The sequence below is a fragment of the Streptomyces sp. HNM0645 genome (assembly GCF_030056615.1).
In the GTDB taxonomy this organism is placed as follows: domain Bacteria; phylum Actinomycetota; class Actinomycetes; order Streptomycetales; family Streptomycetaceae; genus Streptomyces; species Streptomyces marianii.
The window spans coordinates 37,609-59,808 of the sequence record NZ_JASHLT010000018.1; the positions used below are offsets into that span (position 1 = coordinate 37,609).

Below are 22,200 nucleotides of genomic sequence, written 5' to 3' on the forward strand. Positions count from 1 at the left end.
GTCACGCGTCGTACGCGTCCGCCTTGCGCGGCATCGGGTCCTGCACGCCCGTGCTCAGGAACGACGAGCGGGTGCTGAAGCGCTCCGTGTCCACGCCGTGCTCCTCGAGCACCCGCATCGCGGCGGAGTGGGCGACCCGCAGCACCGGCGTCGCCGCCCGCATCGCGTCGTCGGCCATGAAGCGGTGCCGCCAGGGCTGCTCGGCCCACGCGTGCCGCAGTCCGAACGGCTCGGGAAGGACCAGCTTCCCCCCGAGGAAGTCCAGCATCGGCGGATACCACGTGAACGGTGCCCGGACCATCTGCCGCACCACCTCAGGGGTTTCCACCAGCGGCAGCTGGCGCTCGACGGTCTCCCAGAACCGGACGGTCTTGGCGACCTCCACGGTCTTGGGCGCGGGCTTGCTGGTGAACAGGGAGTGCACCGGGCCGAGCGCGTGCCCGGTCACCTCGATGCGCAGCGTTTCGAACAACACCGTCACCGTGATCATCATGGTGATGACCAGCTGGCCGTCCCACAGGGTGAACTGGACGCCCAGATAGTGTCGGTTGCCGCTGCCGAACTGCTGGTGGTCGCAGATCCGCTGTATCTCGTGGCGCTTCACCTGGAAGGTGTCCACGTCCTGGCCTTCCGGCCGCGCCACCTCGGCCGCGCCCTCCCCGACCGGCACCACGATCCAGTGCTTCACCGACGGCTTGGGGAAACCGCCCGTGTTCAGCGGGCCGCGCTGGAGCAGGGTCAGCTGGTCGTGGATGACCTTGACGACGTCCCAGCTGCGGAACTGGTGGAACTCCTTGCCCGGTTCCCTGGCCACCAGCTCCTCGGCGAGCTGCCAGCTGCCCCAGCGGGTGCCCATGCCGAGTATCCCCTTGGGGCCGGCGTAGAAGACGGAGTTGGACTGCTGCTCGGCGGTGAGCTTCTCCAGGCCCTGGCGCAGCTGCTCGGCAGCGGTCTCGTTCGGGTTCCCCGGCACGGCCTCCGGGACCTTCGCCCCGATGCCGCCGCCGGAGAGGAGGCCGTCCCAGCGGGCCCTCAGGTCCTTCGCCGTGGACTCGCAGATGCGCTTGGCGAACAGCCAGCCGATCACGGGGGCGACCACCATGGCCCTCAGGTAGTACCCCCAGAAGCCGCTGAACGGCAGTGCGATCAGGAAGACCACCGCGAGCAGGCCCACCGCCATCAGCAGCGCCGATCCGATGGCGCCGGCCTTGCTGTCCTTCGAGCCCGCGAGCGTACGGCGCAGCTGGAACACGCCGATCCACAGCAGCGCGCCGGGCAGGAACAGCAGTCCGAACGCCGCCATGACCGCGGTCAGCCGGGCGTCCCGTTGCTTGCGGATCCGGCTCGCCGCCAGCGCGTGCTCCACCACGGCCTGCGGCTCGGCTCCGAACGACTGGATCAGCGGTTTTCGGGCCCCGCCGAGCATCCGCACCTGGACCGCCCGCGAGAAGGCCTCGCCCAGATTCGGCTCGAAGAGCGAGAACTTGCCCTTCTTCACCTTGGACTGGTGCCACTCGTTGTTGGCCTTGAGTATCTCCTCGAGCGGGCTGTCGCGATAGGCGGCCGAGGCGAGGGCATGTGTCGCCGCCGTCTGGCCGGCCGCCCCCTGCACCGGGATCTGCGCCCCGGGAGAGAAATCGAATGCCTGGTCCGCCACTACCGCCCCCATCGCCGCCTCGTCCGCACTGCGGCCTTCCCGACTACCGCGCCCCGCACACCTTCCGAGCTGCGCAACACAGCGTATCGGGGTGGTGGCCCATGCGTCAGCAGCGCCTTTCGGCTCTCCGGGGCGAAGAACCCGGGCACGCGGGTGCCGCCCGCCGAAGGAGGGCGGCGGGCGGCACCCCCCACCGGGGCCCGCTTTTCGCGTGCTGCCGAGCCCGGACGGCCGGCCCGGCGCGGAAGGCCGGCTTCCGGGCCTCGTCCCCTACGCGGCGGCCGTGCTCTCCTCCCGGACCTTGGCCGCCATCTGCGGCGGCATCGCCTCGTGCCGGGCGTACGTCCGGTCGAAGCGGCCCGTACCGTGCGAGACGGACCGCAGGTCCACCGCGTAACGGCCGATCTCGATCTCCGGCACTTCGGCCCGTACGACCGTCCTGCCCGTGCCCGCCTGCTCGGTGCCGACCACCCGGCCGCGCCGGCCCGAGAGATCGCTCATGACCGCCCCGACGTACTCGTCCGGCACCATCACCTGCACCTCGGCGACCGGCTCAAGCAGGTCGATCCGGGCCTGCGCCGCGGCCTCGCGGAGCGCCAGCGCGCCCGCGGTCTGGAACGCGGCGTCGGAGGAGTCCACCGAGTGCGCCTTGCCGTCCAGCAGCGTCACACGCACGTCGACCAGCGGATGACCGGCCGAGAGGCCCTTCGCCGCCTGTGCCCGGATGCCCTTCTCCACGGAGGGGATGAACTGCCGGGGGACGGCGCCGCCCACCACCTTGTCGACGAACTCGATGCCCGAGCCGGGAGGCAGCGGTTCGACCTCGATCTCGCAGATCGCGTACTGGCCGTGCCCTCCGGACTGCTTCACATGGCGGCCCCGCCCCGCCGACGGCCCGCCGAACGTCTCCCGCAGCGACACCTTGTGCGGCACCACGTCGACCTGGACCCCGTACCTGCTCCGCAGCCGTTCCAGAGCCACGTCCATATGGGCCTCGCCCAGACACCACAGCACCACCTGATGGGTGTCCTGGTTCTGCTCCAGGCGCATCGTGGGGTCCTCCGCGACCAGCCGGGCCAGCCCCTGGGAGAGCCTGTCCTCGTCGGCCTTGCTGTGCGCCTGGATGGCCAGGGGGAGCAGCGGGTCGGGCATGGCCCACGGCTCCATCAGCAGCGGATCCGCCGTCGAGGAGATCGTGTCGCCGGTCTCGGCCCGTCCCAGCTTGGCGACGCAGGCGAGATCGCCCGCGATGCATCGGCCGACGGTGCGCTGCTGTTTGCCGAACGGGGAGGAGAGGGCGCCGATGCGCTCGTCGACGTCGTGGTCCTCGTGCCCGCGGTCGGCCAGCCCGTGACCCGACACGTGCACCGTCTCGTCCGGGCGGAGCGTTCCGGAGAAGACCCGGACCAGGGACAGTCGGCCGACGTACGGGTCGGACGCGGTCCTGACGACCTCGGCGACCAGCGGCCCGTCCGGGTCGCAGCTGACCGCGGGCCTGGGCCGGCCCTCCGGGGTGGTGACCGCGGGTGCCTCGCGCTCCAGCGGGGTCGGGAACCCACCGGTGATCAGATCCAGCAGCTCGACCGTCCCGAGCCCGTGCCTCGCCCCGTCCACCGCCGGCGCCGCGGCCAGCACCGGATGGAACGCGCCACGCGCGACGGCCTTCTCCAGATCGTCGATCAGCGTCTTGAGGTCCACCTCCTCGCCGCCCAGGTAGCGCTCCATGAGCGTCTCGTCCTCGCTCTCGGCGATGATCCCCTCGATCAGCCGGTTCCTGGCCTCGGCCAGCAGAGCCTCCTCCTCGGGTCCGGGAGCCTTCTCGACGCGCTCGCCGCCCGAGTAGTCGAACAGTTTCCGCGACAGCAGCCCGACCAGTCCCGTGACCGGTGCGTGGCCGTCGGCCGCCTCCGGGCCGTACCGCGGCAGGTAGAGCGGCAGCACGGCGTCCGGGTCGTCACCGCCGAACAACTGCCCGCAGACCTCGATCAGTTCGTCGAATCCGGTGCGTGCCGTCTCCAGGTGCGTGACCACGATGGCCCGGGGCATCCCGACCGCTGCGCACTCCTCCCACACCATCCGGGTGGAGGCGGGCACGGCGTCGGCCTCCTGCGCGGCCGAGACGACGAAAAGGGCCGCGTCCGCGGCTCGCAGACCGGCCCTGAGTTCCCCCACGAAGTCGGCGTACCCGGGGGTGTCCAACAGATTGATCTTGTACCCGCCCCATTCGACCGGGACGAGACTCAGCTGTACGGAGCGCTGCTGGCGGTGCTCGATCTCGTCGTAGTCCGAGACCGTCCCGCCGTCCTCGACGCGTCCCGCCCGGTTGACCGCCCCGGCCGTCAGGGCCAAGGCCTCCACCAGGGTCGTCTTCCCCGATCCGCTGTGGCCGACCAGCACCACGTTCCGTACGGATGTCGGCCGGTCGGCCGTCGTAGCCCTGCCGGCGGCTCCGGATTGTGCATTCGCCTTGTCGCCCATGATTCGTTCCTCCCGACTCGGTGCACGGTGAGGTGAGGGCGCGGACCCGGGGGCGCGCTATGGGGGGAGACCCGGGCCGGAGCCCGGGGGATGCGCCGGCGAAGCCCGCGGTTGTCTTTCGAGCTTTCCACTCCCGTCATGGTGCGTCCATACGTCGTACGCGACCGGGCCAGGCCGCTGGGCCGCCGCGTGCCTGGCTACGATGGGCCCGCCGGTGGCCGAATGGGCCGCACGGCCCACCGACCCCTCGGGAAGGCCATGCTGAACAAGTACGCGCGTGCTTTCTTCACGCGTGTCCTCACACCGTTCGCCGCGTTTCTGCTACGCCGCGGAGTGAGCCCCGACGCGGTGACCCTCGTCGGCACGGCCGGAGTGGTCGCGGGCGCGCTGGTCTTCTTCCCCCGCGGAGAGTTCTTCTGGGGGACGATCGTCATCACCCTGTTCGTCTTCTCCGACCTCGTCGACGGCAACATGGCCCGTCAGGCCGGGACCTCCAGCCGCTGGGGCGCCTTCCTGGACTCCACGCTCGACCGGGTCGCGGACAGTGCCATCTTCGGCGGCTTCGCCCTCTGGTACGCCGGCAAGGGCGACGACAACGTGCTGTGCGCGGTGGCCATCTTCTGCCTTGCCAGCGGTCAGGTCGTCTCGTACACCAAGGCGCGGGGCGAGTCGATCGGGCTGCCGGTAGCCGTGAACGGGCTGGTGGAGCGGGCCGAGCGGCTGGTGATCTCGCTGGTCGCGGCCGGGCTCGCCGGTCTCCACGCCTTCGGGGTCCCCGGTGTCGACGTACTGCTCCCCGTCGCGCTGTGGATCGTGGCCGCAGGCTCGGTGGTGACGCTGGCGCAGCGCGTGGTCACGGTGCGCCGCGAGGCGGCCGAGGCGGACGCCCTGACGCCCGGCGGCGGCCCCCAGCAGGGCCCCTCGCACGGGACCACCCAGGGCACCTCGCAGGGGAGTGAGGCATGAGCGGCATGCAGGACCGGCTGACGGACACGCTGTACGGGCTGGGCTGGGCGACGGTCAGGAAGCTCCCGGAGCCCGTCGCCGCCGCGCTCGGACGCTCCATCGCCGACACCGCGTGGAAGCGGCGCGGGAAGGGCGTGCTGCGGCTGGAGGCGAACCTGGCCCGGGTGGTGCCCGACGCCGGACCGGAGCGGCTCGCCGAACTGTCCAGGGCCGGGATGCGCTCCTACATGCGCTACTGGATGGAGTCCTTCCGGCTCCCGTCCTGGGGCGAGGAGCGCGTGCGCCGGAGCGTGGACATCGAGAGCATCCAGCGCCTGCACGACGGCATGGCCGAGGGCAGGGGCGTCGTCCTGGCGCTGCCGCACCTGGCGAACTGGGACCTGGCGGGGGTCTGGGCGACCCGTGCGCTCGGCATACCGTTCACCACCGTCGCGGAGCGGTTGAAGCCGGAGACGCTGTACGACCGGTTCGTGGCCTACCGCGAGTCCCTCGGCATGGAGGTGCTGCCGCACACCGGCGGCTCCGCCTTCGGCACCCTGGCCCGGCGGCTGCGCGCCGGCGGGCTGGTCTGCCTGGTCGCCGACCGCGACCTGTCCGCCTCGGGCATCGAGGTGAAGTTCTTCGGCGAGACGGCCAGGATGCCCGCGGGGCCCGCGCTGCTCGCCCAGCAGACCGGCGCGCTACTGCTGCCGGTGACCCTCTGGTACGACGGGACGTCCGTCATGAGGGGGCGGGTCCATCCGCCCGTCGACGTACCCGAGACAGGCACCCGGGCCGAGAGGACGTCCGTGATGACACAGGCGCTTGCCGACGCCTTCGCCACCGGAATCGCCGACCACCCGGAGGACTGGCACATGCTGCAGCGGTTGTGGCTCTCGGACCTGGAGGACCGGGGCGACACGGGGGAGTCCCGGACATGAGGATCGGGATCGTCTGCCCCTACTCGTGGGACGTCCCCGGCGGCGTCCAGTTCCACATCCGCGACCTCGCCGAGCACCTGATCGGACTGGGCCACGAGGTGTCCGTCCTCGCCCCGGCCGACGACGACACCCCGCTGCCGCCGTACGTCGTGTCGGCGGGCCGTGCCGTGCCCGTGCCGTACAACGGCTCGGTCGCCCGGCTCAACTTCGGCATCCTCTCCGCGGCCCGGGTGCGGCGCTGGCTGCACGACGGCACCTTCGACGTGATCCACATCCACGAGCCGGCCTCGCCGTCCCTGGGCCTGCTGTCCTGCTGGGCGGCCCAGGGTCCGATCGTGGCGACCTTCCACACGTCCAACCCGCGCTCGCGGGCGATGATCGCCGCGTACCCGATCCTCCAGCCCGCCCTGGAGAAGATCAACGCTCGGATCGCGGTCAGCGAGTACGCCCGGCGCACGCTCGTGGAGCACCTCGGCGGGGACGCCGTGGTCATCCCCAACGGCGTCGACGTCGACTTCTTCGCGAAGGCCGAGCCGAAGGCGGAGTGGCAGGGTGGGGGCACCACCGGCGAAGGCAAGGGGGGGACCCTGGGGTTCATCGGGCGCATCGACGAGCCCCGCAAGGGCCTGCCCGTCCTGATGAAGGCCCTGCCGAGGATCCTTCAGGCCCGTCCCGACACCCGGCTGCTCGTCGCGGGGCGAGGCGACGAGGAGGAGGCCGTCGAGTCGCTCCCCGCGGCGATGCGCGAGCACGTCGAGTTCCTGGGGATGGTCAGCGACGAGGACAAGGCCCGGCTGCTGCGCAGCGTCGACGTGTACGTCGCGCCCAACACCGGTGGTGAGAGTTTCGGCATCATCCTGGTCGAGGCCCTGTCGGCCGGTGCGCCGGTACTCGCCTCGGACCTCGACGCGTTCGCCCAGGTACTGGACCAGGGCGCCGCGGGCGAACTCTTCGCCAACGAGGACGCCGGCGCGCTGGCCGAGGCCGCGATCCGGCTGCTGGACTCGCCGTCCCGGCGCGCCGAGCTCAGCGCCCGCGGCAGCGCCCATGTGCGGCGCTTCGACTGGTCCACGGTCGGCGCGGACATCCTCGCCGTGTACGAGACGGTGACGGACGGCGCGGCCTCGGTGGCCGCGGACGAACGCCCGGGCGGGCTGATGGCGCGCTTCGGTCTGGCCCGCGACTGAGGCGTCGGGGGCATGTCGGGGCGCCGGACGCGGCCCCCGGGGGCCCGGGCGCGTAGGCGCTCCCCGACTCACCGGTAGATTGACCCGGCGTGACCGCAACCCTGATCTGGATCCTCGTCGCGCTCGTCGCCGTCGGCCTGTACCTCAGCTGGACCGCCGGCCGGCTCGACCGCCTGCACGCCCGGATCGACGCCGCGCGGGCGGCACTCGACGCGCAGCTCCTGCGCCGCGCCTCGGTCACCCAGGAGCTCGCCACCTCCGGTGTGCTGGACCCCGCCGCCTCGATCGTGCTCTACGAGGCCGCGCACGCGGCCCGTCAGGCGGACGAGGAGCACCGCGAGGTCGCGGAGAGCGAGCTGAGCCAGGCTCTGCGCGCCGTGTTCGGCGAGACGCAACAGGTGGAGGCCGTGCGGCAGGCTCCCGGGGGGGACGACGCCGCCGACGAACTGGCCGCGGCCGTACGGCGCGTCCCGATGGCGCGGCGGTTCCACAACGACGCCGTACGGGCGGCGCGGGCGCTGCGCCGACACCGCAAGGTCCGCTGGTTCCGCCTCGCCGGGCACGCCCCGTTCCCGCTTGCCTTCGAGATGGACGACGAGCCACCGGTGGCACTGGCGGACCGACCGTAGGGGCCCGCCCCGGCGGCCCCGCCGTGCCGGGACACCGGCCGTGCCGGGCCGATGTCGGTGCCCCACCGGGTCCGGACGGGTGCCCCGCGCCGACCCCGGTGCCCCTCGTACGTTCCCGCGGCCGACGTCAAAACGATCCACGGGGTCCCCATTGGCCCTTGCCGTGGCCTGGCACCGGACTGTTTCCTCGTCGGAGCACCATTTTTGTCGTCACCGAATGAGGTCGATCGTGTCCAGCACGTTCTCCAACTCCCCGCAGGCTCCCGAGACCGGCACCGCACGTGTGAAGCGAGGCATGGCCGAGCAGCTCAAGGGCGGCGTGATCATGGACGTCGTCACACCTGAGCAGGCGAAGATCGCCGAGGACGCGGGCGCCGTGGCCGTCATGGCCCTGGAGCGCGTCCCCGCCGACATCCGCAAGGACGGCGGCGTGGCCCGGATGTCCGACCCGGACATGATCGAGGGCATCATCGACGCCGTCTCGATCCCGGTGATGGCCAAGTCCCGCATCGGCCACTTCGTCGAGGCCCAGGTCCTGCAGTCGCTCGGCGTGGACTACATCGACGAGTCCGAGGTGCTCACCCCGGCCGACGAGGTCAACCACTCCGACAAGTGGGCCTTCACCACCCCCTTCGTCTGCGGCGCCACCAACCTGGGTGAGGCCCTGCGCCGGATCGCCGAGGGCGCGGCCATGATCCGCTCCAAGGGCGAGGCCGGCACCGGCAACGTCGTGGAGGCCGTCCGCCACCTGCGCCAGATCAAGAACGAGATCGCCCGCCTGCGCGGCTTCGACAACAACGAGCTGTACGCCGCCGCCAAGGAGCTGCGCGCCCCGTACGAGCTCGTCGCCGAGGTCGCCCGGCTCGGCAAGCTGCCGGTCGTGCTCTTCTCCGCCGGTGGTGTCGCCACCCCCGCCGACGCCGCGCTGATGCGCCAGCTCGGCGCCGAGGGCGTCTTCGTCGGCTCCGGCATCTTCAAGTCCGGCGACCCGGCCAAGCGCGCCGCGGCCATCGTGAAGGCCACCACCTTCTACGACGACCCCAAGATCATCGCGGACGCCTCCCGCAACCTCGGCGAGGCCATGGTCGGCATCAACTGCGACACCCTCCCCGAGGCCGAGCGCTACGCGAACCGCGGCTGGTAACCACCCATGAGCACACCCGGCACCCCTGTTATCGGAGTACTGGCTCTGCAGGGCGACGTACGGGAGCACCTGATCGCCCTGGCCGCGGCCGACGCCGCGGCCAGGCCGGTCCGGCGCCCCGAGGAACTCGCCGAGGTCGACGGCCTCGTCATCCCGGGCGGCGAGTCCACCACCATCTCCAAGCTGGCCCATCTCTTCGGGGTGATGGAGCCGCTGCGCGAGCGCGTGCGCGCCGGGATGCCGGTCTACGGCACCTGCGCGGGCCTGATCATGCTCGCCGAGAAGATCCTCGACCCGCGGTCGGGCCAGGAGACCATCGGCGGCATCGACATGATCGTGCGCCGTAACGCCTTCGGTCGGCAGAACGAGTCCTTCGAGTCCGCGGTCGCGGTCACGGGCGTCGAGGGCGGTCCCGTGGAGGGCGTCTTCATCCGCGCTCCGTGGGTCGAGTCCGTCGGTGCCGAGGTCGAGGTGCTCGCCGAGCACGACGGCCACATCGTCGCCGTCCGCCAGGGCACCGCGCTGGCCACGTCGTTCCACCCGGAGCTGACCGGGGACCACCGTGTGCACGCCCTGTTCGTCGACATGGTGCGCGCCGCGCGATCAGAAGGTGCGCGCGTCAGCGCTCCGTGAGGGTGGTGGTCGGGCGACGGGTGGGACCGTCCCGGTAGGATCACAGGCGAACGCAGCAGAGATCGGTTACGCGAAGGAGACAGGCAGATGTCCGGCCACTCTAAATGGGCCACGACGAAGCACAAGAAGGCCGTGATCGACGCCAAGCGCGGCAAGCTCTTCGCGAAGCTGATCAAGAACATCGAGGTTGCGGCCCGTACCGGCGGCGCCGACGTCGACGGCAACCCGACCCTCTTCGACGCCATCCAGAAGGCGAAGAAGCAGTCGGTCCCGAACAAGAACATCGATTCCGCGGTCAAGCGCGGCGCGGGCCTCGAGGCCGGCGGCGCCGACTACGAGACGATCATGTACGAGGGCTACGGCCCGAACGGTGTCGCGGTGCTCGTCGAGTGCCTCACCGACAACCGCAACCGCGCCGCCTCCGACGTGCGTGTCGCGATGACCCGCAACGGCGGCTCGATGGCCGACCCCGGCTCGGTGTCCTACCTGTTCAACCGCAAGGGCGTCGTGGTGCTCCCGAAGGGCGAGCTGACCGAGGACGACGTGCTCGGCGCGGTGCTGGACGCCGGTGCCGAGGAGGTCAACGACCTGGGTGAGAGCTTCGAGGTCATCAGCGAGGCCACGGACCTGGTCGCGGTCCGCACCGCGCTCCAGGACGCCGGTATCGACTACGACTCGGCCGAGGCCAACTTCGTCCCGACCATGCAGGTCGAACTGGACGAAGAGGGCGCGCGCAAGATCTTCAAGCTCATCGACGCGCTGGAGGACAGCGACGACGTGCAGAACGTCTTCGCCAACTTCGACGTCTCTGACGACGTCATGGAGAAGGTCGACGCCTGATCCCGCTTCGTACGACGGGCCGACGGGGACGCACCCCGTCGGCCCGTCGCGTTTCGGCCCGAGGCGTTGTCGGTGGTTGTCAGCGGGAGCCGATAGCCTGCACAAACGTCGGGGACACCTTCCGGCGGTGGCCGGGGGACGGCGAAGAAGGGGTGGGCGTGTGCGTGTGCTGGGGGTGGACCCGGGGCTGACCCGGTGCGGCATCGGTGTCGTCGAGGGCGTCGCGGGCCGTCCGCTGACGATGCTCGGCGTCGGTGTGGTCCGCACCGCCGCGGACGCGGAGATCGGCGACCGGCTCGTCGCCGTCGAGCGCGGGATCGAGGAGTGGCTGGACGCGCACCGGCCCGAACTGGTCGCGGTCGAGCGGGTGTTCAGCCAGCACAACGTGCGCACGGTCATGGGTACGGCCCAGGCCAGCGCCGTCGCCATGCTGTGCGCGGCCCGCCGCGGACTGCCCGTCGCCCTGCACACCCCGAGCGAGGTCAAGGCGTCCGTCACCGGCAGCGGCCGCGCCGACAAGGCGCAGGTGGGCGCGATGGTGACCCGGCTGCTGCGGCTGGACGCGCCGCCGAAGCCCGCCGACGCCGCCGACGCCCTCGCCCTCGCCATCTGCCACATCTGGCGCGCGCCCGCGCAGAACCGCCTGCAGCGGGCGGTCGCCGCCCACCACGCGACGAAAGGCCGTACCGCATGATCGCCTTTGTGAGCGGCCCGGTCGCCGCCCTCGCCCCGACCACCGCCGTGATCGAGGTCGGCGGCGTCGGCATGGCCGTCCAGTGCACACCCGACACCCTGTCCGGGCTGAGAGTGGGTCAAGAGGCGCGGCTCGCCACGTCGTTGGTGGTCCGCGAGGACTCCCTGACGTTGTACGGCTTCGCCGACGACGACGAGCGGCAGGTCTTCGAGTTGCTCCAGACCGCGAGCGGCGTCGGTCCCCGGCTGGCGCAGGCGATGCTCGCGGTGCACAGCCCGGACGCGCTGCGGCGTGCGGTGGCCACCGGTGACGAGAAGGCGCTCACGGCCGTCCCCGGCATCGGCAAGAAGGGCGCCCAGAAGCTGCTGCTCGAGCTCAAGGACCGCCTCGGCGAGCCGACCGTGGCCCCGGGCCGTGCCGTCGGCGCCCCCGTCACGCAGTCCTGGCGCGACCAGTTGCACGCCGCGCTGATCGGACTCGGCTACGCCACCCGCGAGGCCGACGAGGCGGTCACCGCCGTCACCCCGCAGGCGGAGGCGGCGGGCGAGCCCCAGATCGGCCTGCTGCTCAAGTCCGCCCTCCAGACGCTGAACCGCACCCGCTGACCCCGAACCGCACCCGCCCACCCACGCGAGGCAATCCACTGTGAACTGGGACGACACCGCACCGCCGACCGACGACGCCGCCGACGGCAGGCTCGTCGGGGCCTCCGCCGACGGCGAGGACCAGGCCGTGGAGGCGGCCCTGCGGCCGAAGTCGCTGGACGAGTTCGTCGGTCAGGAGCGGGTACGCGAACAGCTCGACCTCGTTCTGAAGGCGGCGCTCGCTCGCGGTGCCACCGCCGACCACGTCCTGCTCTCCGGAGCCCCCGGGCTCGGCAAGACCACGCTCTCCATGATCATCGCGGCCGAGATGGGCGCCCCGATCAGGATCACCAGCGGCCCGGCCATCCAGCACGCGGGAGACCTCGCCGCCATCCTCTCCTCCCTCCAGGAGGGCGAGGTGCTGTTCCTCGACGAGATCCACCGGATGTCCCGGCCCGCCGAGGAGATGCTCTACATGGCCATGGAGGACTTCCGCGTCGACGTGATCGTCGGCAAGGGGCCCGGCGCCACCGCCATCCCGCTGGAACTTCCTCCGTTCACCCTGGTCGGCGCCACCACCCGGGCCGGACTGCTGCCCCCGCCGCTGCGCGACCGCTTCGGCTTCACCGCGCACATGGAGTTCTACGAACCCGCCGAGCTCGAGCGCGTCGTCCACCGCTCCGCCCAGCTCCTGGACGTGGCGGTCGACACGGACGGAGCGGCGGAGATCGCCGGGCGCTCCCGCGGCACGCCGCGCATCGCCAACCGGCTGCTGCGCCGCGTCCGCGACTACGCCCAGGTCAAGGAGGACGGCCGGGTCACCCGAGAGATCGCGGCGGCCGCCCTCGCGGTGTACGAGGTGGACGGCCGTGGCCTCGACCGGCTCGACCGCGCGGTGCTCCAGGCACTCCTCAAGCTGTTCGGCGGCGGCCCGGTCGGCCTGTCGACCCTGGCCGTGGCCGTGGGGGAGGAGCGGGAGACCGTCGAGGAGGTCGCGGAGCCCTTCCTGGTCCGGGAGGGCCTGCTGGCCCGCACCCCGCGGGGCCGCGTGGCGACGCCGGCGGCATGGGCGCACCTCGGCCTGGTGCCGCCCCGGCAGGGCTCCGGTGCGAGCGGACAACAGGGTCTGTTCGGGACGTGACGGCGCGGAGGGTCGCCCGGGCGGGAACCGGGGTGCGATGCTGGGCGTTGTTCCATCGATGCGGACTCGCTTAGACTCCGCCGATGCCGCCCGTGAAGGTCGGCGTACCCACCCCCGTAGACCAGGCCGCTCCTCACCGCGGTCGTGCGAAGGAATTCCGTCCCGTGGATATCGTGACCCTCCTCCCGTTCATCGTGCTCATCGGGGCCATGTTCCTGATGACCCGCTCCGCCAAGAAGAAGCAGCAGGCGGCGGTGAACATGCGGAACCAGATGCAGCCCGGCACCGGCGTCCGGACCATCGGCGGCCTCTACGCCACGGTCAAGGACGTCAACGACGACACGGTCCTCCTCGAGGCCGCCCCTGGCGTGCACCTCGTATTCGCCAAGAACGCCATCGGGGCCGTTCTGGAGGACGCCGAGTACAACCGGATCGTGCACGGCGACGGGGACGACGACCTCAAGAGCGACACGCCGATCGTGCCGGACGACGCCTCCTCGCTGACCGACGCGGGTGCTGCCGACGCCGCCCAGGATGCCAAGATCGACCTCGGCAAGAAGGACGAGGCGGACGACGCCGAGTCGGCGCCGGAGGCCAAGGACGCCAAGGGCGACGACAAGAGCGGCGGCGACACCGACGCGAAGTAGCCGCGACCGGGGACCGCGGCGCGCCCACCGGCGCGCGCGGTCCCCGGTGCGTGCCCACTTCTTCCGCGGGGGCAGGTCCCCACAACACATCGTGGCCGACCCGTCGCATACCCGGCGCGGGGCGGTTGGACAGGGAGAAACGACAAGGTGGCAGCACCGAAGAAGGGCCGAAAGGCGCCGGGGGGTCAGGGGAAGCCGGGGCGTACCCTCGCGCTGATGCTGATCGTCATGGCCGGTCTCGTCGGCGGGATGTTCTGGTCCGGGGAGACCACGCCGCGACTCGGTATCGACCTCGCGGGCGGTACGACGATCACGCTCAAGGCCGAGGCCGAGCCCGGCAAGGAGAGCGCGGTCAACGAGACCAACATGAACACGGCGGTCGGCATCATCGAGCGTCGTGTCAACGGTCTGGGTGTCTCCGAGGCCGAGGTCCAGACCCAGGGCAAAGAGAACATCATCGTCAACATCCCCAAGGGGACGAACTCGGAGCAGGCCCAGAAGCAGGTGGGCACGACGGCCCAGCTGTTCTTCCGCCCCGTGCTCAACGTGGTGCCCGCCGGCCCGGCGAATCCCGAGCCCACCGGCAGCCCGAGCGCCTCGCCGTCCGGCAAGCCCGGTGACAAGGCCACCGACGGCAAGGACAAGGCCACCGCGCCGAGCAGCAGCCCGACCACGCAGGGCCGTGCCGTCACCGATGCGCTGAAGGCGCCCTCGCCCTCGCCGAGCGGCGCGGCCTCGGACCAGCCGAAGGCCCCGGAGAGCCCGAACCCGGCGCCGACGCCCAGTGGTGCCGCCGCCAACCCGGAGCTGGAGAAGCAGTTCGCCGCGCTGAACTGCCTCGACCCGAAGGCACGCTCCAACGCCGGCAAGGACGCCAAGCCCGAGCAGGCCACCGTCGCCTGCGGCAAGAACAGCGTCGGCGGTTGGGAGAAGTACCTGCTCGGCCCGGCCGAGGTCGACGGCAAGGACGTCGACGACGCCAAGGGCGTGCTGGACCCGCAGCGCGGCATCTGGATCGTGCAGATGGACTTCACGGGCGCCGGCTCGAAGAAGTTCGCGAAGATCACCGGCAAGCTCTCGCAGCAGCCGTCGCCGATGAACCAGTTCGCGATCGTGCTCGACGGCGAGGTCGTCTCCGCTCCGCAGGTCAACCAGACCCTCAGCGCCAGCGCGGAGATCTCCGGCAGCTTCGACCAGCAGTCGGCCCAGGACCTGGGCAACATCCTGTCCTACGGCGCACTGCCGCTGAGCTTCGAGCAGCAGAGCGTGACCACCGTCACCGCGGCGCTCGGCGGCGAGCAGCTCAAGGCCGGCCTCATCGCGGGCGCCATCGGCCTCGCGCTCGTCGTGATCTACCTGGTGGTCTACTACCGGGGCCTGTCGCTCGTCGCCCTGCTCAGCCTGCTGGCCTCGGCGATCCTGACGTACGCCCTGATGTCGCTGCTCGGCCCGGCCATCGGCTTCGCGCTCAACCTGCCGGCCGTCTGCGGTGCCATCGTCGCCATCGGCATCACCGCCGACTCCTTCATCGTGTACTTCGAGCGCATCCGGGACGAGATCCGCGAGGGCCGCACCTTGCGCCCCGCCGTCGAGCGCGCCTGGCCGCGCGCCCGGCGCACGATCCTGGTCTCCGACTTCGTGTCGTTCCTCGCCGCCGCGGTGCTCTTCATCGTGACCGTCGGCAAGGTCCAGGGCTTCGCGTTCACGCTCGGCCTGACCACCCTGCTCGACGTCGTCGTGGTGTTCTTCTTCACCAAGCCGCTGATGACGCTCCTCGCCCGCACGAAGTTCTTCGCGGGCGGACACCCCTGGTCCGGTCTGGACCCGAAGCGCCTCGGCGCCAAGCCGCCGCTGCGCCGCTCGCGCCGTGTCTCCGCCCCCGTCCACCCGAAGGAGGCGTGAGATGTCGCGTCTCGGCACCCTTGGCGCCAGGCTCTACCGCGGTGAGGTCGGCTACGACTTCGTCGGCAAGCGGAAGATCTGGTACGGAATCTCGATCCTGATCACCATCACGGCCATCGTCGGCCTGGCGGTGCGGGGTCTGAACATGGGCATCGAGTTCAAGGGCGGTGCCGTCTTCACCACCCCGAAGACGAGCGTGTCCGTCACCCAGGCCCAGGAGTATGCGCAGGAGGCCTCCGGCCACCCGGCGATCGTCCAGAAGCTCGGCAACGGCACCCTGCGCATCCAGGTCAGCGAGCTGGACACCGAAGAGGCCAACCAGGTCGGCAAGGAGCTCTCCGAGGACCTGAAGATCCCGGCGGGCCAGATCAACGCCGAGCTGGTCGGTCCGAGCTGGGGCGAGCAGATCGCCAACAAGGCGTGGACCGGCCTCGGCGTGTTCATGATTCTCGTGGTGATCTACCTGGCCATCGCCTTCGAGTGGCGCATGGCACTCGCCGCCCTCGTGGCGCTGATCCACGACATCACGATCACGGTGGGCGTCTACGCGCTCGTCGGGTTCGAGGTCACGCCGGGCACGGTGATCGGCCTGCTGACGATCCTCGGTTACTCGCTGTACGACACGGTGGTGGTCTTCGACAGCCTCAAGGAAGGCACGAAGGACATCACCAAGCAGACCCGCTGGACGTACGGCGAGATCGCCAACCGGTCGATCAACAGCACCCTGGTCCGTTCCATCAACACCACGGTCGTGGCGCTGCTGCCGGTCGCCGGCCTGCTGTTCATCGGTGGCGGTTTCCTCGGCGCGGGCATGCTGAACGACATCTCGCTGTCGCTCTTCGTCGGTCTCGCAGCCGGCGCCTATTCGTCGATCTTCATCGCCACTCCGCTGGTCGCCGACCTCAAGGAGCGCGAGCCCGCGATGAAGGCGCTCAAGAAGCGGGTCCTCGCCAAGCGCGCGGCGGGCGCCGCCAAGGGCGGGTCCGGCGAGGACGGCGACGTGGAGCCCCACGGCGAGTCCCAGGACGCCCTGCCCGGCGAGGCGGCGACGGCCGGAGCGGTCGTCGGCCAGCGCGGCCGCGGCCGGGGCCGTCCCTCGGGAAGGCGCCGATGACCGAGGACATGCGGGAGCTGCTGCTCAGCCGTATCCGGGACGTCTCCGACTACCCGCAGCCGGGCGTGATGTTCAAGGACATCACCCCGTTGCTCGCGGACCCGGCGGCCTTCGGGGCGCTCACCGACACCCTCGCCGGAGTGTGCGCCCGGCACGGCGCGACGAAGGTCGTCGGCCTGGAGGCCCGGGGATTCATCCTCGCAGCCCCGGTCGCGGTCCGAGCGGGCCTCGGATTCATCCCCGTGCGCAAGGCGGGCAAGCTCCCCGGCGCGACGCTGTCTCAGGCCTACGAGCTGGAGTACGGCACGGCCGAGATCGAGATCCACGCCGAGGACCTCGGAAGCGACGACCGGGTCATGGTGATCGACGACGTCCTCGCCACCGGCGGCACCGCCGAGGCCTCGCTGGAGCTGATCCGCCGGGCCGGCGCCGAGGTCGCGGGCGTCGCGATCCTGATGGAGCTGGGCTTCCTCGGCGGGCGGGCCCGTCTGGAGCCCGCGCTGCAGGGCGCTCCGCTGGAGGCGCTGCTGACGGTCTGACCTGCTCAGCACCGCCGTGACGGCACGGGAACGGGCACCCGGGAACACCGGGTGCCCGTTCCGCGTTGTGGACAGTCCCCGTCCCGGGGCGAGGTGAACGCCCGGGGTCGATACCATGGCCTTTCCGGGCCTGACCGGGGGACCCGGACCCGCACGAGGAGCGCTCTTGCCAGACGAGGCCCGTCCCGCCACCGCGCAGCCCGACCAGCAGGCCGACAAGGCTGTCGCGGCTCCTGCCACGCCCGAGAAGAAGCACGCGGAACGGACCGCGGCCGCTCAGGGGAGTGCGGGCGGCCCGGCCTCCGTACCCGTGACCGCCCCGAAGCCCGCGCCGCCCGCCCCGGCTCCCGCGCGCTCCGGCGGCTCCTCCAACCGGGTCCGCGCCCGGCTGGCCCGCCTGGGCGTCCAGCGCTCCAGCCCGTACAACCCGGTGCTCGAACCGTTGCTGCGGATCGTGCGCAGCAACGACCCGAAGATCGAGACCGCCACGCTGCGCCAGATCGAGCGCGCCTACCAGGTGGCCGAGCGCTGGCACCGGGGCCAGAAGCGCAAGAGCGGCGACCCGTACATCACGCACCCGCTCGCCGTCACCACCATCCTCGCCGAGCTCGGCATGGATCCCGCCACCCTGATGGCAGGGCTGCTGCACGACACCGTCGAGGACACCGAGTACGGGCTGGACACCCTGCGCCGGGACTTCGGCGACCAGGTGGCCCTGCTCGTCGACGGCGTCACCAAGCTGGACAAGGTCAAGTTCGGCGAGGCCGCCCAGGCGGAGACCGTCCGCAAGATGGTCGTCGCCATGGCCAAGGACCCGCGCGTCCTGGTCATCAAGCTCGCGGACCGCCTGCACAACATGCGCACGATGCGCTACCTCAAGCGGGAGAAGCAGGAGAAGAAGGCCCGCGAGACCCTGGAGATCTACGCCCCGCTGGCCCACCGGCTGGGCATGAACACCATCAAGTGGGAGCTCGAGGACCTCGCCTTCGCGATCCTCTACCCGAAGATGTACGACGAGATCGTCCGTCTCGTCGCCGAGCGCGCCCCCAAGCGCGACGAGTACCTGGCGATAGTGACGGACGAGGTGCAGTCCGATCTGCGCGCCGCCCGGATCAAGGCCACGGTCACCGGCAGGCCGAAGCACTACTACAGCGTCTACCAGAAGATGATCGTCCGCGGGCGGGACTTCGCGGAGATCTACGACCTGGTCGGCATCCGCGTCCTCGTCGACACCGTCCGCGACTGCTATGCCGCGCTCGGCACCGTCCACGCCCGCTGGAATCCCGTTCCGGGGCGGTTCAAGGACTACATCGCGATGCCGAAGTTCAACATGTACCAGTCGCTGCACACGACGGTCATCGGGCCCAGCGGCAAGCCGGTCGAACTCCAGATCCGTACGTTCGACATGCACCGCAGGGCCGAGTACGGCATCGCCGCGCACTGGAAGTACAAGCAGGAGGCCGTCGCCGGCGCGTCCAAGGTCCGTACCGATGTCCCCAAGGGATCGGGCAAGGACAAGGACGCCATCAACGACATGGCGTGGCTCCGGCAGCTGCTGGACTGGCAGAAGGAGACCGAGGACCCGGGCGAGTTCCTGGAGTCCCTGCGCTTCGACCTCTCCCGCAACGAGGTCTTCGTGTTCACGCCGAAGGGAGACGTCATAGCGCTCCCCGCGGGCGCCACACCCGTCGACTTCGCGTACGCCGTCCACACCGAGGTCGGCCACCGCACGATAGGCGCACGCGTCAACGGCCGGCTCGTCCCCCTCGAGTCGACGCTGGACAACGGCGACCTGGTCGAGGTCTTCACGTCCAAGGCGACCGGCGCGGGCCCCTCGCGCGACTGGCTGGGCTTCGTCAAGTCGCCCCGGGCCAGGAACAAGATCCGCGCCTGGTTCTCCAAGGAACGTCGTGACGAGGCGATCGAGCAGGGCAAGGACGCCATCGTGCGGGCGATGCGCAAGCAGAACCTGCCGATCCAGCGCATCCTCACCGGGGACTCGCTGGTCACGCTCGCGCACGAGATGCGCTACCCGGACATCTCGTCGCTGTACGCGGCGATCGGCGAGGGCCATGTCGCCGCACAGGGCGTGGTCCAGAAGCTCGTGCAGGCGCTCGGCGGCGAGGAGGCGGCCAGCGAGGACATCGCCGAGTCGACGCCGCCGTCCCGCGGCCGCGGCCGCAAGCGCCGCGCCAACGCCGATCCGGGTGTGGTCGTCAAGGGCGTCGACGACGTCTGGGTGAAGCTCGCCCGCTGCTGTACGCCCGTGCCCGGAGACCCGATCATCGGGTTCGTCACCCGCGGCAGCGGCGTCTCCGTACACCGGGCGGACTGTGTCAACGTGGACTCGCTGTCGCAACAACCCGAACGCATGCTCGATGTCGAGTGGGCGCCGACGCAGTCCTCGGTCTTCCTCGTCGCCATCCAGGTCGAGGCGCTGGACCGTTCCCGACTTCTGTCGGACGTCACCCGCGTGCTGTCCGACCAGCACGTCAACATCCTGTCCGCGGCCGTCCAGACCTCCCGTGACCGTGTCGCCACCTCGCGCTTCACCTTCGAGATGGGCGACCCGAAGCACCTCGGCCACGTCCTGAAGGCGGTCCGCGGGGTCGAGGGTGTCTACGACGTCTACCGCGTGACGTCGGCACGGCGCCCGTAGCGGCCGCCGGCCCGGGGCCCGGCCGGCGGAGCGTCCCGGACCTTCCGGCGTGGGTGCGCGTCCGGGGCCCGGCACGGCCCGCGGTGCACGGGACGGGCCCGGCGGCAGATGCAGATGCCGCCGGGCCCGTCCCGGATCCGTTTCCGCGGTGTCAGCCGCCGAACTCCTCCAGGCCCTTCAGCGCCTGGTCGAGCAGCGCCTGGCGTCCCTCGAGCTCACGCGAGAGCTTGTCCGCCTTCGCGTTGTTGCCGGCCGCACGGGCGGCGTCGATCTGCGTGCGCAGCTTGTCCACCGCGGCCTGCAGCTGACCCGTCAGGCCCTCGGCACGCGCCCGCGCCTCGGGGTTGGTGCGGCGCCACTCGGTCTCCTCGGCCTCCTGGATCGCCCGCTCCACCGCGTGCATCCGGCCCTCGACCTTCGGGCGGGCGTCACGCGGGACGTGCCCGATGGCCTCCCAGCGCTCGTTGATGGAGCGGAAGGCGGCTCGCGCGGCCTTCAGATCCGTCACCGGCACCAGCTTCTCCGCCTCGACCGCCAGCTCCTCCTTGAGCTTCAGGTTCTCGGACTGCTCGGCGTCCCGCTCCGCGAACACCCCGCTGCGGGCGGCGAAGAAGATGTCCTGGGCGCCGCGGAAGCGGTTCCACAGGTCTTCCTCGTGCTCGCGCTGCGCGCGGCCCGCGGCCTTCCACTCCGCCATCAGCTCGCGGTAGCGCGCGGCCGTGGGCCCCCAGTCGGTCGATCCGGACAGCGCCTCGGCCTCGGCGACCAGCCGCTCCTTCGTCTGCCGGGCCACCTCGCGCTGCGCGTCCAGCGCGGCGAAGTGCGCCTTGCGGCGCTTGGAGAACGCCGACCGCGCGTGGGAGAAGCGGTGCCACAGCTCGTCGTCGGACTTCCGGTCGAGCCTCGGCAGGCCCTTCCAGGTGTCCACGAGAGCCCGCAGCCGCTCTCCGGCCGCCCGCCACTGCTCGCTCTGCGCCAGCTCCTCGGCCTCGGCGACGAGCGCCTCCTTGGAGTGTCGGGCCTCGTCGGTCTGCTTCGCCTTCTGGGCCTTGCGCTCCTCGCGGCGGGACTCGACCGACGTCACGAGCGCGTCCAGCCGCTTGCTCAGCGCATCGAGGTCGCCGACCGCGTGGTGCTCGTCGATCTGCCCGCGAATGTGGTCGATCGCGGTCATCGCGTCTTTCGCCGACAGATCGGTGGTCTTCACCCGCTTCTCGAGGAGGCCGATCTCGACAACCAAGCCCTCGTACTTGCGCTCGAAGTAGGCCAGTGCCTCCTCGGGAGAGCCGGCCTGCCACGATCCGACGACCTTCTCGCCGTCGGAAGTCCGCACGTACACGGTGCCCGTCTCGTCGACGCGGCCCCACGGGTCGCTGCTCACAGCGCCTCCTCCACATGATGCCCCTGAGGGGCTCGGGCCCCGGGCATCGTCCACAGTTTCCTGGACGGGCATCGCCCGCCCTCCCGCAACGCGGACCGAGCCCGCGCTGCACAACGCCAATCTAGGCGACCGGCCGCCCGGCTGTCCGCACTCGGCGCCGCCGAATTCGCCGGGTCACGCCTTGCTGACCGCCGCCTTCTTCACCGTGACGGCCTTCGCGGGGGCACCGTCCGTGGCCCCGCCGACGGCGCCCGCCGCACCGACGGCCTTGACCACGGACAGGCCGGCCTCGTCGATCTTGCCGAACGGCGTGTACGACGGCGGCAGTTTGCTGTCCTTGTAGACCAGGAAGAACTGGCTTCCGCCGCTGTTCGGCTGGCCGGTGTTCGCCATGGCCACCGTGCCCGCGGGGTAGGTGACCTTGCCGTCCGCCGCCGGCTTGCCGAGCGCCGTCAGGTTCTCGTCCGGGATGGTGTAGCCCGGGCCGCCGGTGCCGTCGCCCTTCGGGTCTCCGCACTGCAGCACGAAGATGCCCTCCGTGGTCAGCCGGTGGCACGTGGTGCCGTCGAAGAATCCCTTGTCCGCGAGGTGCTTGAACGAGTTCACCGTGCGCGGCGTCTTCGCGGCGTCCATCGTGAACGCCACGGCGCCCTGACTGGTGTCCAGCGACATCCGGTACGTGCCCTTGGCGTCGATGGCCATCTCCGGCTCGGGCGCGGCGCTCTCGCTCTCGGTGGGCGTCGGCGCCGGTGAGGTCTGCCGGGACGCGTCGTCCCCCGGGTCGCCGTCCGCCAGGCCCACCGAGAGGTACGCCGCGCCGCCCGCCGCCACCACGACGGCGAGACCGGCCGCGATGACCGCGTTGCGGCGCTTGGCCTTCCTGCGGGCCTCCTCGCGGCGCCGCTGCTGCCGCTCGAACTTCTCCCTGGCGAGCTGGCGCCGCCGCTGATCGCTGCTGACCACCGGGTCTTCTCCTTGGTGATGTTGTGATCCGTGGGGCACGGGTGTGCCCGTACCGTATACGGGTTGGCCGTGAAATGAGCAGCGCCGGTAGGCTCTGACCTGTTGCAATCCGTGACGCGATA

19 protein-coding genes are annotated in these 22,200 nt (G+C 71.2%); 15 read left to right on the forward strand and 4 right to left on the reverse strand.

Translation table 11 applies throughout. The features are described from left to right. Window position 1: 1 nt before the first annotated feature. A complete protein-coding gene (locus QMZ92_RS15145; protein ID WP_283297897.1) occupies window positions 2–1,657 on the reverse strand; it encodes an AbeC-like domain-containing protein in 1,656 nt (551 codons plus the stop codon). Window positions 1,658–1,927: 270 nt separating this feature from the next. Beyond that, window positions 1,928–4,135 (reverse strand): elongation factor G-like protein EF-G2, encoded by a 2,208-nt coding sequence (locus QMZ92_RS15150; protein ID WP_283297898.1) that lies wholly within the window; start codon window positions 4,133–4,135, stop codon window positions 1,928–1,930. A 258-nt stretch (window positions 4,136–4,393) separates the two neighbouring features. Here QMZ92_RS15150 and pgsA point away from each other — a divergent pair, with 258 nt between their 5' ends. The 15 genes from pgsA to QMZ92_RS15225 all read left to right on the forward strand — a co-directional run bounded on the left by pgsA (window position 4,394) and on the right by QMZ92_RS15225 (window position 19,734). Continuing rightward, window positions 4,394–5,101: a phosphatidylinositol phosphate synthase gene (pgsA, locus tag QMZ92_RS15155; protein ID WP_283297899.1), complete on the forward strand. Its 708-nt coding sequence runs from the start codon at window positions 4,394–4,396 to the stop codon at window positions 5,099–5,101. A gap of 5 nt (window positions 5,102–5,106) precedes the next feature. Next, window positions 5,107–6,021: a phosphatidylinositol mannoside acyltransferase gene (locus QMZ92_RS15160; protein ID WP_502962064.1), complete on the forward strand. Its 915-nt coding sequence runs from the start codon at window positions 5,107–5,109 to the stop codon at window positions 6,019–6,021. Next, a complete protein-coding gene (locus tag QMZ92_RS15165; protein WP_283297901.1) occupies window positions 6,018–7,208 on the forward strand; it encodes a glycosyltransferase family 4 protein in 1,191 nt (396 codons plus the stop codon). Before QMZ92_RS15160 ends, QMZ92_RS15165 begins: the two co-directional genes overlap by 4 nt. Before the next feature lie 89 nt (window positions 7,209–7,297). Continuing rightward, window positions 7,298–7,837, forward strand: a complete 540-nt coding sequence (locus QMZ92_RS15170; RefSeq protein ID WP_283297902.1) for a hypothetical protein — start codon at window positions 7,298–7,300, stop codon at window positions 7,835–7,837. A 217-nt stretch (window positions 7,838–8,054) separates the two neighbouring features. Next, window positions 8,055–8,981, forward strand: a complete 927-nt coding sequence (gene pdxS, locus QMZ92_RS15175) for a pyridoxal 5'-phosphate synthase lyase subunit PdxS (RefSeq protein ID WP_283297903.1) — start codon at window positions 8,055–8,057, stop codon at window positions 8,979–8,981. 6 nt (window positions 8,982–8,987) lie between these two features. Next, a complete protein-coding gene (gene pdxT, locus QMZ92_RS15180; RefSeq protein ID WP_283297904.1) occupies window positions 8,988–9,614 on the forward strand; it encodes a pyridoxal 5'-phosphate synthase glutaminase subunit PdxT in 627 nt (208 codons plus the stop codon). Window positions 9,615–9,701: 87 nt separating this feature from the next. Then, complete coding sequence (locus QMZ92_RS15185; protein ID WP_283297905.1) at window positions 9,702–10,454, forward strand: YebC/PmpR family DNA-binding transcriptional regulator; 753 nt, start codon at window positions 9,702–9,704, stop codon at window positions 10,452–10,454. A 160-nt stretch (window positions 10,455–10,614) separates the two neighbouring features. Beyond that, a complete protein-coding gene (gene ruvC, locus QMZ92_RS15190; RefSeq protein WP_283297906.1) occupies window positions 10,615–11,148 on the forward strand; it encodes a crossover junction endodeoxyribonuclease RuvC in 534 nt (177 codons plus the stop codon). Next, a complete protein-coding gene (ruvA, locus tag QMZ92_RS15195) occupies window positions 11,145–11,753 on the forward strand; it encodes a Holliday junction branch migration protein RuvA (RefSeq protein ID WP_283297907.1) in 609 nt (202 codons plus the stop codon). Before ruvC ends, ruvA begins: the two co-directional genes overlap by 4 nt. Window positions 11,754–11,793: 40 nt before the next feature. Then, window positions 11,794–12,873, forward strand: a complete 1,080-nt coding sequence (gene ruvB, locus QMZ92_RS15200) for a Holliday junction branch migration DNA helicase RuvB (protein WP_283297908.1) — start codon at window positions 11,794–11,796, stop codon at window positions 12,871–12,873. 164 nt (window positions 12,874–13,037) lie between these two features. After that, entirely contained in the window at window positions 13,038–13,520 is a 483-nt protein-coding gene (gene yajC, locus QMZ92_RS15205) for a preprotein translocase subunit YajC (RefSeq protein ID WP_283297909.1), read from the forward strand. A 147-nt stretch (window positions 13,521–13,667) separates the two neighbouring features. Beyond that, window positions 13,668–15,422 (forward strand): protein translocase subunit SecD, encoded by a 1,755-nt coding sequence (secD, locus tag QMZ92_RS15210; RefSeq protein WP_283297910.1) that lies wholly within the window; start codon window positions 13,668–13,670, stop codon window positions 15,420–15,422. Window position 15,423: 1 nt separating this feature from the next. Further along, window positions 15,424–16,536 (forward strand): protein translocase subunit SecF, encoded by a 1,113-nt coding sequence (gene secF, locus QMZ92_RS15215; protein WP_283297911.1) that lies wholly within the window; start codon window positions 15,424–15,426, stop codon window positions 16,534–16,536. After that, complete coding sequence (locus QMZ92_RS15220) at window positions 16,533–17,075, forward strand: adenine phosphoribosyltransferase (RefSeq protein ID WP_283297912.1); 543 nt, start codon at window positions 16,533–16,535, stop codon at window positions 17,073–17,075. Before secF ends, QMZ92_RS15220 begins: the two co-directional genes overlap by 4 nt. 166 nt (window positions 17,076–17,241) lie before the next feature. Continuing rightward, on the forward strand, window positions 17,242–19,734 hold the full coding sequence (locus QMZ92_RS15225; protein ID WP_283297913.1) for a RelA/SpoT family protein: 2,493 nt from the start codon (window positions 17,242–17,244) through the stop codon (window positions 19,732–19,734). 151 nt (window positions 19,735–19,885) lie between these two features. On the opposite strand, the gene QMZ92_RS15230 is transcribed toward QMZ92_RS15225, so the two are convergent. Together QMZ92_RS15230 and QMZ92_RS15235 are read right to left on the reverse strand one after the other, a co-directional pair. After that, on the reverse strand, window positions 19,886–21,115 hold the full coding sequence (locus tag QMZ92_RS15230; protein WP_283297914.1) for a DUF349 domain-containing protein: 1,230 nt from the start codon (window positions 21,113–21,115) through the stop codon (window positions 19,886–19,888). A gap of 174 nt (window positions 21,116–21,289) precedes the next feature. Then, a complete protein-coding gene (locus QMZ92_RS15235; protein WP_283297915.1) occupies window positions 21,290–22,078 on the reverse strand; it encodes a peptidylprolyl isomerase in 789 nt (262 codons plus the stop codon). Between the last annotated feature and the right edge of the window lie 122 nt (window positions 22,079–22,200).

Excerpts from the sequence above, each read along its gene's own strand:
- QMZ92_RS15150 (WP_283297898.1), bottom strand. The coding sequence starts at position 4,135 with ATGGGCGACAAGGCGAATGCACAATCCGGAGCCGCCGGCAGGGCTACG.
- pgsA (WP_283297899.1), top strand. The coding sequence starts at position 4,394 with ATGCTGAACAAGTACGCGCGTGCTTTCTTCACGCGTGTCCTCACACCG.
- QMZ92_RS15160 (WP_502962064.1), top strand. The coding sequence starts at position 5,107 with ATGCAGGACCGGCTGACGGACACGCTGTACGGGCTGGGCTGGGCGACG.
- QMZ92_RS15165 (WP_283297901.1), top strand. The coding sequence starts at position 6,018 with ATGAGGATCGGGATCGTCTGCCCCTACTCGTGGGACGTCCCCGGCGGC.
- pdxS (WP_283297903.1), top strand. The coding sequence starts at position 8,055 with ATGAGGTCGATCGTGTCCAGCACGTTCTCCAACTCCCCGCAGGCTCCC.
- pdxT (WP_283297904.1), top strand. The coding sequence starts at position 8,988 with ATGAGCACACCCGGCACCCCTGTTATCGGAGTACTGGCTCTGCAGGGC.
- QMZ92_RS15185 (WP_283297905.1), top strand. The coding sequence starts at position 9,702 with ATGTCCGGCCACTCTAAATGGGCCACGACGAAGCACAAGAAGGCCGTG.
- ruvA (WP_283297907.1), top strand. The coding sequence starts at position 11,145 with ATGATCGCCTTTGTGAGCGGCCCGGTCGCCGCCCTCGCCCCGACCACC.
- secF (WP_283297911.1), top strand. The coding sequence starts at position 15,424 with ATGTCGCGTCTCGGCACCCTTGGCGCCAGGCTCTACCGCGGTGAGGTC.
- QMZ92_RS15220 (WP_283297912.1), top strand. The coding sequence starts at position 16,533 with ATGACCGAGGACATGCGGGAGCTGCTGCTCAGCCGTATCCGGGACGTC.